This is a genomic window from Shewanella sp. (assembly GCF_041630135.1).
GTDB lineage: Bacteria > Pseudomonadota > Gammaproteobacteria > Enterobacterales > Shewanellaceae > Shewanella.
In genome coordinates, this window is record NZ_JBFKLW010000013.1 from 1 (window position 1) to 16340 (window position 16340).

The 16340-nt window shown below is 53.8% G+C and carries 8 protein-coding genes and 1 pseudogene; 6 read left to right on the top strand and 3 right to left on the bottom strand.

Features of this window, described 5'->3' with window-relative positions; all coding sequences use genetic code 11:
• Both ABYK60_RS05280 and ABYK60_RS05285 read right to left on the bottom strand, forming a co-directional pair.
• Positions 1-210 (bottom strand): annotated as a pseudogene (locus tag ABYK60_RS05280) (glucose/galactose MFS transporter); the annotation flags it as partial.
• Between the two features lie 50 nt (positions 211-260).
• Entirely contained in the window at positions 261-1901 is a 1641-nt protein-coding gene (locus tag ABYK60_RS05285; protein WP_372870881.1) for an alpha-glucosidase family protein, read from the bottom strand.
• 488 nt (positions 1902-2389) lie between these two features.
• Here ABYK60_RS05285 and ABYK60_RS05290 point away from each other — a divergent pair, with 488 nt between their 5' ends.
• The 4 genes from ABYK60_RS05290 to ABYK60_RS05305 all read left to right on the top strand — a co-directional run bounded on the left by ABYK60_RS05290 (position 2390) and on the right by ABYK60_RS05305 (position 10720).
• Positions 2390-5137: a TonB-dependent receptor gene (locus ABYK60_RS05290; RefSeq protein WP_372870882.1), complete on the top strand. Its 2748-nt coding sequence runs from the start codon at positions 2390-2392 to the stop codon at positions 5135-5137.
• Positions 5138-5243: 106 nt separating this feature from the next.
• Positions 5244-6764 (top strand): tryptophan halogenase family protein, encoded by a 1521-nt coding sequence (locus tag ABYK60_RS05295; protein ID WP_372870883.1) that lies wholly within the window; start codon positions 5244-5246, stop codon positions 6762-6764.
• Between the two features lie 27 nt (positions 6765-6791).
• Positions 6792-8717, top strand: coding sequence for a glycoside hydrolase family 13 protein (locus tag ABYK60_RS05300; RefSeq protein WP_372870884.1), 1926 nt, complete (start codon positions 6792-6794; stop codon positions 8715-8717).
• Positions 8717-10720, top strand: a complete 2004-nt coding sequence (locus ABYK60_RS05305; RefSeq protein ID WP_372870885.1) for an alpha-amylase family protein — start codon at positions 8717-8719, stop codon at positions 10718-10720. The genes ABYK60_RS05300 and ABYK60_RS05305 overlap by 1 nt, the downstream gene beginning before the upstream one ends.
• 182 nt (positions 10721-10902) lie before the next feature.
• On the opposite strand, the gene ABYK60_RS05310 is transcribed toward ABYK60_RS05305, so the two are convergent.
• Positions 10903-11520 (bottom strand): FMN-binding negative transcriptional regulator, encoded by a 618-nt coding sequence (locus tag ABYK60_RS05310; RefSeq protein WP_372870886.1) that lies wholly within the window; start codon positions 11518-11520, stop codon positions 10903-10905.
• A 539-nt stretch (positions 11521-12059) separates the two neighbouring features.
• Here ABYK60_RS05310 and ABYK60_RS05315 point away from each other — a divergent pair.
• Together ABYK60_RS05315 and ABYK60_RS05320 are read left to right on the top strand one after the other, a co-directional pair.
• Positions 12060-13658 (top strand): MFS transporter, encoded by a 1599-nt coding sequence (locus ABYK60_RS05315; protein WP_372870887.1) that lies wholly within the window; start codon positions 12060-12062, stop codon positions 13656-13658.
• Positions 13659-13684: 26 nt separating this feature from the next.
• Complete coding sequence (locus ABYK60_RS05320; protein WP_372870888.1) at positions 13685-16222, top strand: glycoside hydrolase family 15 protein; 2538 nt, start codon at positions 13685-13687, stop codon at positions 16220-16222.
• Positions 16223-16340: the final 118 nt, after the last annotated feature.

The window sequence follows — 16340 nt, forward strand, 5'->3', positions numbered from 1 at the left end:
ACCAAAAAAGCAGAACTGAATAAGCATTGCCTGGGCATAACTGAGATTGAACACCGCCTTTAAATGCGGGATCAAAATATCGTTAAGGCAGGTAATGAAACCCCACATAAAAAACAAGGTGGTCAGTGATGCCAGTGCAAAACCCACATTACCCTTTGCCGGGTTGGTCTGCGTACCACTGGCCGTTGTCACCGGAGCGCCGGATGCCATGTTGTTCTCCTTTATCTTGTTATCATTATTTTTGTGTTCCGTTATCCGGCTCAGTCAGGCTGCATTGATAGTAACAAGGCACCGTAACCATCAAACTCAACCTGCTTGCCGGTTTTACTGTCGGTCAGTACCGCACCACCAAGACCGTGTCCACTCAGGGGTGTATAACGGTATGTCTCGGGCAAATCGAACACCTGCTTGCCATCAGATAAATTGAACGCACACAGGATAGACTCGCCATCAACCGACCTAGCAAAGCTCAAAACGGGCTCGTTGCTATCAATAAAGTTAATCTCACCAGCAACCAGAGACGCATATTGCTTGCGCCACGCCATAAAGCGGCGGAATTGATTGAGGATAGAGTCTGCCATCATTTCCTGAGATGACACACTAATATCACGATGACTTTCCGGTAGTGGCAGCCAGGAAGCCTTATCGCTAAAGCCCATAAACTGCCCTTCACTGTGCCATGGCATAGGTGTGCGGCAACCGTCACGGCCCTTGAAATTAGGCCAGAAGGCAATCCCGAACGGGTCTTGCAATGCATCAAAGGGAATGTCAGCTTCGGTAAGCCCCAGCTCTTCCCCTTGGTAAATACACAAGCTGCCGCGCAGACAACCCAAAAGCGCAGAGAGCATTTTTGCCATCTGAGGTGTACCCTTTCCCTGTCCCCAGCGGCTCAGTACCCTTTCAACATCGTGATTGCCGATGGCCCAGCAGGGCCAGCCGTCACCAATGGCGTTTTCCAGTGCTTCCACCGTGCTGCGGATATAACTTGCGCTGTAATCCTTGGTTAAAAGCTCGAAACTGTAGGCCATGTGCAGGCGGTTATCGCCCTTAGTGTATTCGGCCATGGTGGCCAATGAATCTTCGCTTGAGACTTCGCCCAAGGTCACAGCGCCCGGATAGCGGTCGATCAGCGCACGTAATTGTTCAATAAAACCCAGGGTTTCAGGGCGTTCGTTGTTATACCAGTGGTACTGGTATGCATAAGGATTGTCTTCCGAGAAGCCCCTGCCCTGACGCTTATCTGCCGGTTTTGCCGGGTTGTCGCGAAGCTTGGCATCATGAAAACAAAAGGTAATGGCATCAAGGCGGAAACCATCCACACCCTTTTTAAGCCAGAACTCGACGTTATCGAGCACGGCACGGCGAACATCTTCACAATGGAAATTCAGATCAGGCTGACTTTTTAAGAAGTTATGCAGGTAGTACTGTTGACGTCTTGGCTCCCATTCCCAGGCACAGCCACCAAAGATTGCCAGCCAGTTATTTGGCGGAGTACCGTCTTCGCGGGGATCGGCCCAAACATACCAATCGGCTCTGGGATTATCTCGGCTCTGGCGGCTTTCTTTAAACCAGGCGTGCTCATCTGAGGTATGACTGAGAACCTGATCGATAACCACCTTCAGCCCCAAAGCGTGGGCTTTGGCAATCAGTTCGTCAAAGTCAGCCATGGTGCCGAACATGGGGTCGACATCCAGATAATCGCTGATGTCATAACCAAAATCTTTCATTGGCGAGCGGAAAAAGGGTGATATCCAAATGGCATCTACATTCAGGCTGGCGATATAGTCCAAACGTTGAATGATCCCTTTCAGATCGCCGATACCGTCGCCATTGGTGTCCTGCAGGCTGCGCGGATATATCTGATATATGGCGGCGCCGCGCCACCAGGGAGTATTGCTCATTCTCGCCTCTTTTTTATGGCCAATTGGCCTTTGGAACCCGCTTCACTGTTGGCAGATTGTTACCCCAACGTGTGCAGTTCTGTGTCGCTGATAGTGCGATGAGAATACGTGACAAGCAAAACCCCCAGCAATACACCTGCATACGTATGCAAAGCCTGACCACAATAAACTCAACAACAACACACCAATTAAATACATTAAAATTAACGAGTTATGAAGAGAAAGGCTTGTAGCACATTTGTTACCAACCTTCATGACTATTACGGGTGATGGTATGGGTAGGGCTTTGAATACGTATGCACTCAGTTGTGAACCAGAATAAGGCGGGAGTAGTATCTTCACCGTTGCGCAACAAGTTGGTCATAAAAACAGCTCTTATGCAGTCAATTAAGTGCTTGGATGCCCAATTACACCAATAAACAAAGACTGTTGTCCCAACACTTCAGTTCGCAGGCACCCTAGCCCGGCGACACAAAGGGGAAAGATGAATGATGCAATTTAAACCAAGTGTGCTCACCCTGGCGCTTATCGCCGCCGGTGCAAGCATGTCGAGCTATGGCGCCGAAGAAGCAGCCAACACTCAAACTGCCACCGAAGAGCCCATTGAAGTTATTCAGGTAACCGGGATCCGCCGTTCACTGCAAGAGTCTCAGGCAACCAAAATGTCTAACTCTTCAGTGGTTGAAGCCATTTCCAGTGAAGACATCGGCAAACTGCCTGATGTCAGTATCGCTGAATCTCTGGCCCGCCTGCCAGGCGTAGCGGCGCAGCGCCTCGATGGCCGCGCCAACGTGATTTCTATCCGCGGTCTGGGCCCGGACTTTACCACTGCCACCCTCAACGGTCGCGAGCAGGCATCGGTAAACGACAACCGTGGCGTTGAATTTGACCAGTATCCTTCTGAACTGCTCGATCAGGTAGTGGTTTACAAGACCCCCGATGCAACCCTGATGGCGCAGTCCATCGGTGGTACCGTCGATATGCGTACCATCAGCCCCCTCGCCCATGGCGAACAGACTTTTGTTATCGGTGCCCGCGGCGAATACAACGATTTGGGTGCTCTGAACAGCGACAGCACCGACAAGGGCTACCGCTTCAATTTCTCGTATGTGGATCAGTTCCTTGACGACACCCTGGGTGTAGCCGTGGGTTATGCCCGCATGAGCTCTCCAAACCAGGAAGAGCGTTGGCAGGCCTGGGGTTACCCAGAACATGAATTTGTGACTACCAATCCAAAAGTCTTGGGTGGAGCCAAACCATTCGTACGTTCTAGCGAACTCAAGCGCGATGGCGTGCTGGCTGTGGTCGAATACCAGCCAAACGATAAATACCGCAGCCTGTTCGATCTTTACTACTCCAAGTTTGAAGATCAGCAACAGTTGCGTGGTATCGAAATTCCTGGCGCCTGGGGTGGTCCTGCACCTTGGGATCCCATTGGTTGGGCCAACAAAGGCATTACTGCGACCGCACAGGACAATGGTTTGATCACCGAAGGTGTTATCAAAGAAGCTGCTGTAGTAGTTCGTAACGATATCAACACCCGCGACGCCGACGCCCTGTCTATTGGCTGGAACAACCAGTATCAAATCAACGACAACTGGGCAGTTGAAGCCGATATCGCCCTGTCCCGTGCCAGCCGCACCGACATAGGTATGGAAAGCTACAGCGGTACCGGCCGCGGTAATGGCAATGGCGCCACCGATACCCTCGGGTTTGCCTACGACGGAGAGGGCCGATACACATTCAGCCACGATCTTGATTACGCCGATGCAGCACTGATTAAGCTGGGAGGCCCTTTCAGCTGGGGCAATCCAATGGGTCCAGACAGTCAGGACGGCTTTATCAACAAGCCTGAAATCGATGATGAACTCAAATCCATGCGTCTTGCCGCCGAATATATTTTTGATGACGGCGCCGTGCGCAGCATCGAGTTTGGCGTCAACTACACCGAACGTGAAAAAAGCAAGCTGGATCAGGGCTTCTACCTGACCCTGAAAGACTACCCAAGCATGGTGACCGTGCCTGAGAAGTATCTGCTGGACCCAACCTCACTGGAATTCTTCGGCATGGGTAACATGCTGAGCTACGACTCTCTGGCGTTCTACAACGATGGCAACTACATCGAAACCAACGCTGATACTATCGACCTGAGCCGTGCCACCAACTCCTGGAAGGTGTACGAGGAAGTCACCACCGCCTTCGTTAAGGCCAATTTGGAAACCGAAATCGGTGGTCTGCCGCTGACCGGTAACGTTGGTCTGCAAGCTGTGCACACCGATCAGAGCTCTGACGGCACAGTCGCGACAGTTGATTCAGGCTCTGTGGTGAAAACTCCAATCACCGCCGGCGACAGCTACCTTGAGTGGCTGCCAAGCATGAACCTGACTCTGGAAGTGGCTGAAGATCAGGTGGTGCGCTTTGCCGCTGCCCGCACCCTGACCCGTGCCCGCATGGATAAGATGAACGCCAACGTCAACTTCAGCTACGACGCCAATCCAAGTGACGGCGTGAACTGGAGCGGTGGCGCCGGTAATCCCGAGCTGCGTCCCTGGCTTGCCCGCCAGTATGACATAAGCTACGAGAACTACTTTGCCGATCAGGGCTACTTTGCCGTCGCAGCGTTCTACAAGGATTTGGAAAACTATATCTACAATCAGAACAGTGACTTTAACTTTGGCGAAGTCTTCCCGGACGTGCCAGGTAACCCAATCGGTAACGTCAGCCAGCCACAAAATGGTAACGGCGGCTACATCCGCGGTATCGAAGCCACAGTGCAGCTGGACTTTGGCTACTTTGCCCCGGCAATGGAAGGTTTCGGTGTGTACCTGAGCGGTACCTACAACGAAAGCGAAGTGAAAGAAACCGCCGATTCAGAGCCAACCACATTGCCTGGTCTGTCTGAAAAGACCTTCAACGCCACCATGTACTATGAGAACAGCGGCTTCCAGGCACGGGTAAGCTCACGCTACCGCTCAGACTTCCTCGGTGAAGTGACCAAGATCAGTCTGCAGCGTGAAAACGTGAACATCATGGCCGAAACCGTAGTGGATGCACAGATTGGCTACGACTTCTCTGAGAGCGGTATTGATGCGCTCTATGGTCTGTCAGTGCTCTTCCAGGTGAACAACCTCACCAACGAGCCGTTTATCTCCTACTTCGGTGATGACAAGCGCTTTGTTCGTGACTACCAGAACTATGGCCGCAACTTTATGCTGGGTGTGAACTACAAGTTCTAAGCCAAGCGGCTACCTGACTGCCCTCACACCCGTGAGGGCATTTTTTTATCCGCTGTCGCCTGATAAGGTTCAGAACCGACCAACGTTGCCTGATCCGGAGCGCAAGATGACAAATCCTCAAACCCAAATCAAATCAATGCTGATTGTCGGTGGCGGCAGCGCCGGATGGATGAGCGCCGCCCTGCTTGCCCGCGTATTCAAAGGCAGACTTGCCATCACGCTGGTGGAGTCCAGCGAAGTGGGCACCATAGGCGTTGGCGAAGCAAGCATTCCGCCACTTACCCTCTTTAATCAGGCGCTTGGGATAGACGAAGCCGAATTTTTGCGCCGCACCCAGGGCAGCATCAAACTCGGTATCGAATTTCAGGGCTGGGGCGACAAACACAGCTGCTACATGCATGCTTTTGGCGCAATGGGCAAAGACCTGGGGCTTATTCCCTTTTATCAGCTGTGGCTGAAAGACCGGGCCGAAAAAGGCGCAAGTGCTCAAAGCCACACTGATTTCTGGCGCTACTCTTTCAACAGCCAGGCCGCCAAGGCCAATCGCTTCGCGCCCATGGCACAGATTAACGGCACGCCACTCCAGGGTCTTACCCACGCCTACCATTTCGATGCCGGGCTTTATGGCGAATATCTTAAGGATTTCAGCACGGCGCTCGGCGTCAAACGGATTGAGGGTCACATTGCCGCGGTGAACCTTGAACAAGGGCATGATGAGCCCCGCATCGCCTCTGTTACCCTTAAAACCGGCGAGACGCTGTCAGCCGATTTTTATATCGACTGTTCGGGCATGAGAGCGCTGCTGATTGAAGAGGCTCTTGGCGCCGGTTTTGATGACTACAGTGCCCTGCTGCCTTGCAACCGTGCAATAGCGATACCTTCTGAGCGCACCGAGCCCCTCAGACCTTACACCCAGTCCATTGCGTTTGAAGCCGGATGGCGCTGGCGCATCCCCCTGAATCATCGCACCGGCAATGGGGTGGTGTACTCCAGTGAATTTATGTCCGACGATGAGGCCGAAACTAAGCTGCTTGAAGGCCTGGATGGAAAAGCCCTTGGCGAGCCAAGGCGCATCCGTTTTACCACCGGCAGGCGTAAACGGCAGTGGGCCGGGAACTGCGTCGCAATCGGCCTGTCCAGTGGTTTTTTAGAGCCCCTTGAGAGTACCAGTATCCATCTGGTGCAATCAGCCCTGATGCGGCTGGTACGGTTTTTCCCTGCCACCACAGACTTTGAGGCAAGTCGAGAGAGTTTTAATCGCGACTCAAAACAGGAACTTGAAGAAATCCGCGACTTTATCCTGCTCCACTATGTGCTTAACCGGCGAGATGAACCCTTCTGGCGCGCCCGTACGGCGGTGGCATTGCCCGAAAGCTTGGCCAGCCGGATGGCGCTTTTTACCGAAAACGGCAGCCTTGAGCGCCACAGTGATGCACTCTTTTCCGAGCTGGCATGGCAACAGGTTCTCCTTGGTCAAGGTCTGTCCCCAAAAACTTATGCCCCGATAGCAGATACAGTGGCATCCGCCCAAATAGCCGAATACCTCAATAATATTGCGAGAATTCAGCAACAGGCGCTTTCGGCATTACCACTTCACAGTGATTTTTTGGCGACGCTGCCGCGCTGACATGACCACAGTTAAAGGAATTCCGCCATGCCCTATCCACTCTTATCCGCCCGCATGATAAGCGTTTCAAGCCTGATATCACTGTGCTTATCAGCCAACGCAATGGCCATTGACACCAGCGTTACAAAGGCTACGTTAACAAAAAATGCTGCTGTGGAAGTGTCACCACCGGACTGGTGGACTGACATGCAAAACCCGACCCTTGAGCTGATGCTTCACGGTGAGAATCTCAGTGGCAGCAAGGTAAGCATCAAAACAGACACCGGCGGCGACGCCGGTATTAACATCCTGAGCATAAAAAATGCCGACAGCCCCAACTACCTGTTTGTGACCCTTGATTTGTCCCATGCCAAAGCTGGCGGCTATGTCCTCAAGGTTGTGAAAAATAACGCGACCCTGACTGTGCCCTATGAACTCAAGCATCGAAGCCATGGCATGGCACATCAGGGATATTCCAATCAGGACGTGATTTATCTCATCACCCCGGACAGGTTCGCCAACGGCGATACCGGTAACGACAATGTGCAAGGCTATGCCGAACGCACCAGGCCAGACTTTGATGGCGGCCGTCACGGGGGCGATCTGGCAGGGATCGCGCGCAGACTCGATTATCTCAACGACCTAGGCATCACCCAGCTTTGGATTAATCCACTGCTGGAAAACGCCCAGCCTGAGTATTCTTACCACGGTTACTCCATCACCAATCACTACCAGATAGACCCGCGCTTTGGCAGCAACCATGATTACCAAATGCTCAGTGAGGAAGCTGGTCAGCGCGGAATGGGCATTATCATGGATGTGGTACTCAATCACATTGGCTCGGGCCACCCCTGGATGCAGGACTTGCCGTTCCAGGACTGGGTAAACCCACAAACTAAACACACCAGCCACAGACGCACCGCAGTGCAGGACCCTTATGCCGCACCAAAAGATGCGGCCGAGTTTGCCGATGGCTGGTTTGTGGATTCGATGCCCGATCTGAATCAGCGCAACCCACATCTGGCGCGATATCTTATTCAGAACACCCTCTGGTGGATTGAAACTGCCCGGTTAAGCGGCCTTCGCATCGATACCTGGTCGTATTCAGATAAAGCCTTTTTGAAGGCCTTTTCCCATGCAATGCTCACCGAATATCCCAGGTTGAACATGGTGGGTGAAGAGTGGAGCAGTAACCCTGTGGTGGTGAGTTACTGGCAGGCCGGCAAGCAAAACCCCGATGGCTATGACAGCGAACTGCCGGGGCTGATGGATTTCCCCCTTTACGAAACCCTGCTGCAGGCCGTAAACGAAGACGAAAGCTGGGGAACGGGCCTTATTCGGCTATACGAGGCGCTGGCCAATGACAAGCTGTACCCTAAAGCGCAAAATCTGGTGCTGTTTGAAGGAAATCACGACACCAACCGCCTCTACAGCCTGCTTGGGCATGACATGAACAAGTTCAAGCTGGCGCTGGCCTACGTGCTCTTGTCAAACCGGGTACCGCAGATTTTCTATGGCACCGAGTTTGCCATGCAAAGTCCGGTTGAGGGCCGCAACGATGGCGCTGTGCGTGCCGATATGCCGGGTTTCACACAGCCAGCCTTCGGGCCAAAAGAGATAAACGCCATGGCTGCGGAGGCCAAAGAAGCCTTTGCCTTCACCCGCGCGCTATTGCATTACCGCAAAACAAGCGACGCCATTCACCATGGCAGACTGATACACTTTGTTCCCGAAAACGGCCTCTATGTGCAGCTGCGACTCGCGCCCGAGAACCAGGGGCAAAAAGCTCAGACCAAAGGCAAAAGCCTGATGGCGATTTTCAATAAAAACAATGATTCAACCAAGCTGAACATGCAGCGCTTCGCCGAGTTCCTGCCTATTGGCCACCCGGTAGCAGATATTCTTGAACAGCAACATTTTTCGCTGCCAGCCACGCTGGACGTGTCAGCCCCTGTGACCTTATTGGAGTTTTAATGACCATGGATTTGTTTACTACAGCACCCGCCTGCCACCCTGTTCGCTTTAACGTGCGCAGCCTGTGCACTTTGGGCGCATTAACGGCCCTGCTTGCCATCAATGGCTGCGCCGCGCCCGCAGAGAGTGCTGCCAATACCGCAATCAATGCCAACACCCGGCCCGATACTGCACAAAAGTCCCCTCTTATTTACCAAATGCTGCCACGGGTGTTTGGTAACCAGAACCTGACCAATAAGCTCTGGGGCAGCATCACGGACAATGGCAGCGGCAAGTTTGCCGATATCAACGATGCCGTGCTGGCCGATATCGCCGATTTGGGTGTGACCCATGTGTGGTACACAGGGGTATTGCACCATGCGTCGCTCACCGACTACAGCGCCTATGGCATAGATAAAGACGACGCCGACGTGGTTAAGGGTATCGCAGGCTCGCCTTACGCCATTCGCGACTACTACAACGTTAATCCGGATCTGGCGCTCGATCCGGCAAAACGCCTGGATGAATTCAAAGCCCTTATCGACCGAACTCATCAGGCCGGGCTTAAGGTGATTATCGACATAGTGCCCAACCATGTGGCGCGCCGTTACCACTCCATCAGCGCCCCCGAGGGCGTTGAGGATTTTGGCGCACGGGACATTACCTCGGTTGTGTTCGATAAACACAATAATTTTTACTATGTGCCCGGCAGCGACTTTCAGGTGCCCCAAGACACCAACAGGCCACCAGCCGCAAACCTTGACGGAGTTGGCGCCGCTCAGGATGGCCACTTTGCAGAAAAACCGGCCAAATGGACCGGCAATGGCTCAAGCGCTGAGCAGCAACAGGCCAACCAGCCGGGGCTGAACGCCCCCAAGCCAGACGACTGGTATGAAACCGTAAAACTTAACTACGGTATTGATCCCGACGGCAAACAGCACTTTCCGGCACTCCCACAGCAACTTGCCTTTGCCCCGATAGCTCACCATCAGGCCTTTTGGGCACAGCAGGCCGACTTACCGGATACCTGGCTTAAGATGCGTGATATCAGCCGTTTCTGGCTGAGTATGGGAGTGGATGGCTTTCGGTTCGATATGGCCGAAATGGTGCCTGTGGCCTTCTGGAGCTTCCTTGCCAGTGATATCAAGTCCTATCGCAGTGACGCGCTCTTGATTGCCGAGGTCTACAATCCCGCGTTGTATCGGGATTTTATTGGCCTGGGTAAGTTGGACTTGTTGTACGACAAGGTAGGTCTGTACGACACCCTGAAGGCTGTCAGTCAGGGCAAGGCACCTGCCGGACAAATTCAGCAGCGGTTAGATGAAATCAAGCCCTACGCATCCCATATGCTGCATTTCCTTGAAAATCACGACGAGCAGCGTCTCGCCAGCCCCGAATTCCTAGGCGACGCACAAAAAGCCTTACCCGCACTGGCGGTATCGACCCTCGCCACCGAAGGGCCCTTTATGCTCTATTTCGGTCAAACCCTGGGGGAAGACGGCAGTGAATCCGGCGGATTTGGCAAACCCAGTCGCACCAGTATATTTGACTATGTGGCGGCTCCCGCCATGGCGAGGTATCTGCAAACAGACGATAAAGGCACCTTTGGCAGCAACAGCCAGCCTCAGGAGCTGGTGCTTCGGGCCGACTATCGCGCCCTGCTCGCTCTGGCCGCTGAAATCAAGTCTGAACCTGTTGCCAGGTTTTCTGTGTTTCAAGGTGCCAGGATGACCAATGGCCAATTGCGTAAACACAATTACGTCAGCATTGCCCGTGGCGACTATGTCATTTTGGCAAACTTCTCCGATGCACAGGTGGCAGATGTTGGCAATCCCGGCAAGCCATTCGCCCTGTTTGAACCTATGACCAAGCCCCGAGGAACTGAAACCGGGACCGAGACTGAGGCCACGGCAGAACGCAGTGATGTCTCCATGCCAGAGCTGCTGTTACGCCTGCCACAGGCAGCTGACAGTGAAGGACTTGCGCCCTGGGGCGTGAACATCTATAAATTGCCATCAAAATAGTTTGCAACAAAGTAAAAAGCACGGCCTGAATTGTGTTCAGACCGTGCTTTTTTTATACCTTAACCAAGTTTTCTTGCCCTTTAACGCCTGTGTCACTCACATTACCGCCATCACTTTCACCTTGCCGGTTACCTCTCGTATCACTGGAGTGGCGGCTACTCCTGCTACTCATGATACTCGTGCTACTTGGGTTCCACGACCCCAGTGCCCAGTTGCAAGTGGGACATCTCAGTCAGCAATGCCTGAGCATCTTTATGACCTGACGCTTCAAGACCGGCCACAACGCCTTGCTGATCTTCGAGCTTTCGCTGCTGCCCAAGTTTAGCCTTGCCTTCGATTTTTTCGATTACAACCTCAAATGCCACTATGGCCGAACTGAGTTTTTCCACATATTCACCGGGCATTAACCCTGAATCCAACAGCGTTGGCTCGAAGCGGTTGACCGTATCCATTAAGCAGCTGATGGCCTGCTCACCCTCAATCAGTTTAAGCTGACCTGTTACGTGCACGGCAGTGTAATTCCAGGTTGGCACTGCGGGACCTTTGGCGTACCAAGCCGGACTGATATAAGCATGTGGCCCTGAAAATACCGCCAACACCGACTGACCATCTATCGATTGCCACTGGGGGTTGGCTCTGGCCATGTGGCCATAAAGCCGGGTGCCACATTCGCTTATGATCAGCGGCAAATGGCTGGCTTCAAGCCCGCCTTCAGCGGAAAACATCACAGCAAAAGGCTCGCGCCTGATTAGTTCACAGGCTTGCGCCAGTTCAAGTTGTAGCTTGGGTGGAATGTACACAAATTGCTCTCTGCTGAATTGTACCGGTAACGCTGGCTGATATTTACCAACCTGAAGCGCACAGATTAAACACCAACATCAGCTTAACAGGCTTGATGACAAATCAGAAGGAGGCACCTGAAAATACACAGATATTCAATCACTAAGAAAATTTACCATCGTTTATCCACATCCAAACCCCTGTTACATCAAGGTTACTGCAGCGGCATGAATACGTATGTAGAGAGTTGTCAGTTACATTGCTGCAACTTAGGATGAACACGCTGATTATGGGCCCCTTCGGGGGCTGGGTCGTTACGGAAGAATGGACTTTCCGGCTTTGGAGTACCTTCCCGGGTTTCGCTGCCACGAAAACGGGTTTAAGGTCTTGGGCGGTGAGGGTCTGAGGGAGATCCTCGCCGCTTATTTTTATCCTGTTCAAAGTAGCATAAACCTGTATCCGGAAGCATAACTGTACCCATCAGCATCAATGCCCAATAATAACAGACAAGGCAGCTCCCAAAGAGCGCAGCCATTGCCGGTCAACAAGCAGGACACCTATGAACTCATCCCGCACTACTGCCCTTGACAGCGCCGAGGCAAGCCTCAACCAGCAGCCCAGCGCCCAGCAAAAGCCGATGCTGTCGTTCTGGCAAATTTTCAATATGTGTTTTGGCTTCCTCGGCATTCAATTCGGCTTTGCCCTGCAAAACGCCAACGTCAGCCGTATTTTCCAAACCCTTGGCGCCAGCATCGATGATATTCCGATTTTGTGGATTGCAGGCCCCCTTACCGGCCTTTTGGTACAGCCCATTGTTGGCCATTTGTCTGATGGTACCTGGAACCGTCTTGGCCGTCGCAGACCCTACTTTTTAATTGGTGCCGTACTGACCACACTGGCGCTTTTTGTCATGCCCCATTCCCCGTATCTGTGGGTTGCGGCAGGCATGTTGTGGGTGATGGATGCCTCGATAAATATCGCCATGGAGCCTTTTCGGGCCTTTGTGGGCGATAAGCTGCCCCAAAACCAACGTGCCAACGGCTTTGCCATGCAAAGCTTTTTTATCGGTATTGGCGCTGTAGTGGCCTCAGCGTTGCCCTATTTTTTGTCTAATTACGCCGGTGTAGCCAATACCGCGCCTGAAGGCCAGATTGCCGATACAGTGCGTTACTCCTTCTACCTTGGTGGCGTGGTGCTGTTTTTGGCTGTGGGCTGGACCATAATCACCAGCCGTGAATACAGCCCTGAGCAAATGGCCGCGTTTGAGAAAGCTGATGCCAGTGATAACAAAGTCGAGAAGGCACACAGCCGCAGTGCTGTCCAGTATCGCAGTGGTGCCCTTATCTGGTCTGCTGCCGGCCTTGCCATTACAGCGCTGACCGCCACGCTCGCCCTTGATAAGCAGCTGTATATTCTCGGCCTGGGAGTATTCGCCTTTGGCCCGCTGCAATATTACTGCGCTGGCGTGGTCAGTCGCTGCGCCGGTGAAGCCAATGCAGAGGCTCGCAGCAAGCAAGGCATGGTATTCACCGTGGTGGATGACCTTTTCCATATGCCCGACGCCATGAAGCGCCTGGCCTGGGTACAGTTTTTTTCGTGGTTTGCCCTCTTTGCCATGTGGATCTACACCACAGCGGCAGTGACCTCCTTCCATTACGGCACCTCAGATGTGCTTTCCAAGGCCTACAACGATGGCGCCGATTGGGTCGGGGTGCTGTTTGCCGCCTACAACGGCTTTGCGGCCCTGGCCGCCATGGTGATACCGCTGATGTGCATAGCATTTGGCCTGCGTGCGGCACACATGATTAACCTTTGCTTTGGCGGTCTGTCGCTGATGAGCTTTTTCATCATCAAAGACGGCAGCATGCTGTGGCTGCCCATGATCGGCGTTGGTTTTGCCTGGGCGTCGATTTTGTCTGTGCCCTATGCCCTGCTGTCCACCAGCCTGCCTGCGGGCAAGATGGGAACCTACATGGGGATCTTTAACTTCTTCATTGTGATCCCGCAGCTGCTGGCCGCTACTGTGCTGGGATTCATCCTTAAAATGGTGTTCGCCAACGAGCCCATTTATGCCCTGATTGTTGGCGGACTCTCCATGGTGATTGCTGCCCTGTGTATGTTGCGCCTGCCAAACACAGCGCCGTCCAACAACGCCTGATACCAATAAAAACCGGAGACATTGACATGCCATCCATGACCTCTTTTGTACGGCAAAATGCCTGCCAGCGAACCCGCCTGAGCGCCCTGTCTTTGGCCGTAGTGGCCGCCCTCGCTGCCGGTTGTAATGATAAAGCTCCCAAGCCTGCCGAAGACAGCAGTGCAACTTCAATTGATGTTAGCATTGCCCCGGGCGCCCCCGGCGCCACACCCACCTGGGCCTTTGCCGGCAAAACCGGTATCGGCACCAGTTATGAGCCCTATATGGATGGGAAGTATCAGGGCAGCGATGCCAATCCGCTGAGCCGGGTGTGGTTCTCTGTCGCCGATGGTGTACTGACCGAAACCATGTACGGCCTTATTCATAACGCCCAGCTGCGGGAACTGTCTTTTATTATCAAAGGGAAAGACTTCGTCGACTTTGAAGCCAAAGACACCAGCCACAGCCAGCGCTACCTGCACACAGATGCGCAGGGGCGCCCTGAGTCGCTGGCCCTGGTGCTGGAAAATACCGACAAGGATGGTCAGTACCGGATTGAAAAGCAGCTTATTACCGACCCACACCGTGACGCGCTGGTGATGAAAGTGACTATTACGGCCATGGCCGATGGCATCACCCCCTATCTGTACGCCGATCCGCAAATGGATAACGGCGGCGTCGATGATATTGCCTACCTCTCCGACGGCGGTTTTATAGCCGCCCAGGGCAGCACCACAGACGCCAAAGGTGACACAAGTGCCATGAGCATTCGCACCAGCGTGCCTTTTATCGCCCGTCAGGTTGGCTTTGAAGGCGTCTCATCGGGCGTAGAGGCTATCAAGCAAGGCTCTGCCCTGAGTGGCTTCAGCCAAACCTTTGAGGGTGCGCCTGATGAAGCAAAGCAGCTTGGCAACATTGCCTTAAGCGGACAATTTGCGCCACTTAACAAGGGCGAAACACTGAGCATGGAAGTGGTACTTGGATTTGGAAAAGCCAGCAGTATCGCGGCTGCTGCGGATGCTGCCGAAAACACAGCTGAAGCGAGCCTGGATACCGGTTTTGATGCCCTTGCCGCTGACTTTGCCGGTAATGACAAGGCACAGGGCTGGCGTCAGTACCTTAAATCGCTGCCCGCGCTCAATGCTATGGCGAAGCAAACAGCCGACGGCGGCAAGCTGCTGAATCTCTCAGCCATGGTACTCAAAGCACAGGAAGACAAGACCCACGCAGGGGCGCTGATTGCATCCCTGTCCAATCCCTGGGGCGACACCATAGCGGCAGTCACTCCAAGCACTGGCTATAAAGCCGTTTGGCCACGTGACTTTTACCAGTGCGCCATGGCATTTTTGGCCATGGGCGATACCCAAACCCCCAAGGTTGCGTTTGAGTACCTCAAACAAATTCAGGCAGGGCCAAACCTCGCGGGCTATGAAGGCGTTCCCGGCTGGTTTTTGCAAAAGACCCACGTCGATGGCGAGATTGAATGGGTTGCGGTGCAGCTGGATCAAACCGCTATGCCGGTGATGCTCGGCTGGAAACTCTGGCAAGCGGGCGTGCTCAGCGATGATGAGGCCCGCAGTTGGTATCAGGAGATGCTCAAACCGGCAGCGGATTTTCTGGTGAGCGGCGGCGCCGTGAGCCTTGACTGGAACAAACGCAGCATCACGCCGCCCAAAACCCAGCAGGAGCGCTGGGAAGAGCAGGAAGGCTATTCCCCTTCCACCATGGCAGCGGTGATTACAGGCCTGAATGCAGCCGCCGCCCTGGCCCGTCATGCAGGTGATGAGCAGTCTGCCATGACTTATGCAAACGCCGCCAGCGACTACGCAGCCCAGCTTTCATCACTTACGGTTACCAGCACAGGCCCGCTTGCCGCACATCCCTACATAGTGCGTCTGTCACCCAATGGTGAGCCCAACAGCAGTGCCAAACTGGCCGACAACAACGGCAGGCCCGGTCTTGATCAGCGTGAAGTGCTGGATGCCGGCTTCCTTGAGCTGGTGCGCTACGGCGTGGTCAGCGCCGATAACCCGCTTATCCGCGACAGTCTGGCGTTGGTTGACAGCGAAGCGCTGAGTGACAACCTGAGGGTGAAATACAACTTTGTGACCCGCTCTGGCAACCCTTTCCCCGGCTTCAGACGCTACGGCAATGACGGCTACGGTGAAGACACCCAAACCGGCGCCAACTATGCTGAAAAAGGGGAAAACAGCCCCAACCAGCGTGGCCGGGTCTGGCCGTTCTTCACTGGCGAGCGTGGCCACTACGAGTTGGCGGCAGTGACCCAAAATGGCAATGCCCTCAGCGATGAAGCGCGCCAGGCGCTGGTCAGCATCTATGTTGCCGGGATGGAGTCCTTTGCCAACGCCGGTGGCATGCTGCCCGAGCAGGTATGGGATGGTATTGGCGATGCAACCCGTTTTCAATACAAACCCGGCGATGGCACCAACTCGGCCACTCCGCTGGCCTGGACCCATGCCGAGTATGTCAAACTGGTTCGCTCGGTCACCGATGGCGCTGTGTGGGATGGCTACCCGTTCAAAACAGACGCCAGCTTTGGTGAAGCCAAAGAGCCTGCCAACTAACGGTCTGCTCAAGTAGAACCATTGCAATAAAAAAGGAGCCCACAGGCTCCTTTTTAATTGTTAACGCAGCCGCTTTTCATTACAGCCCAGCGGTTTACCTTATGGTTGTGGCGGATAA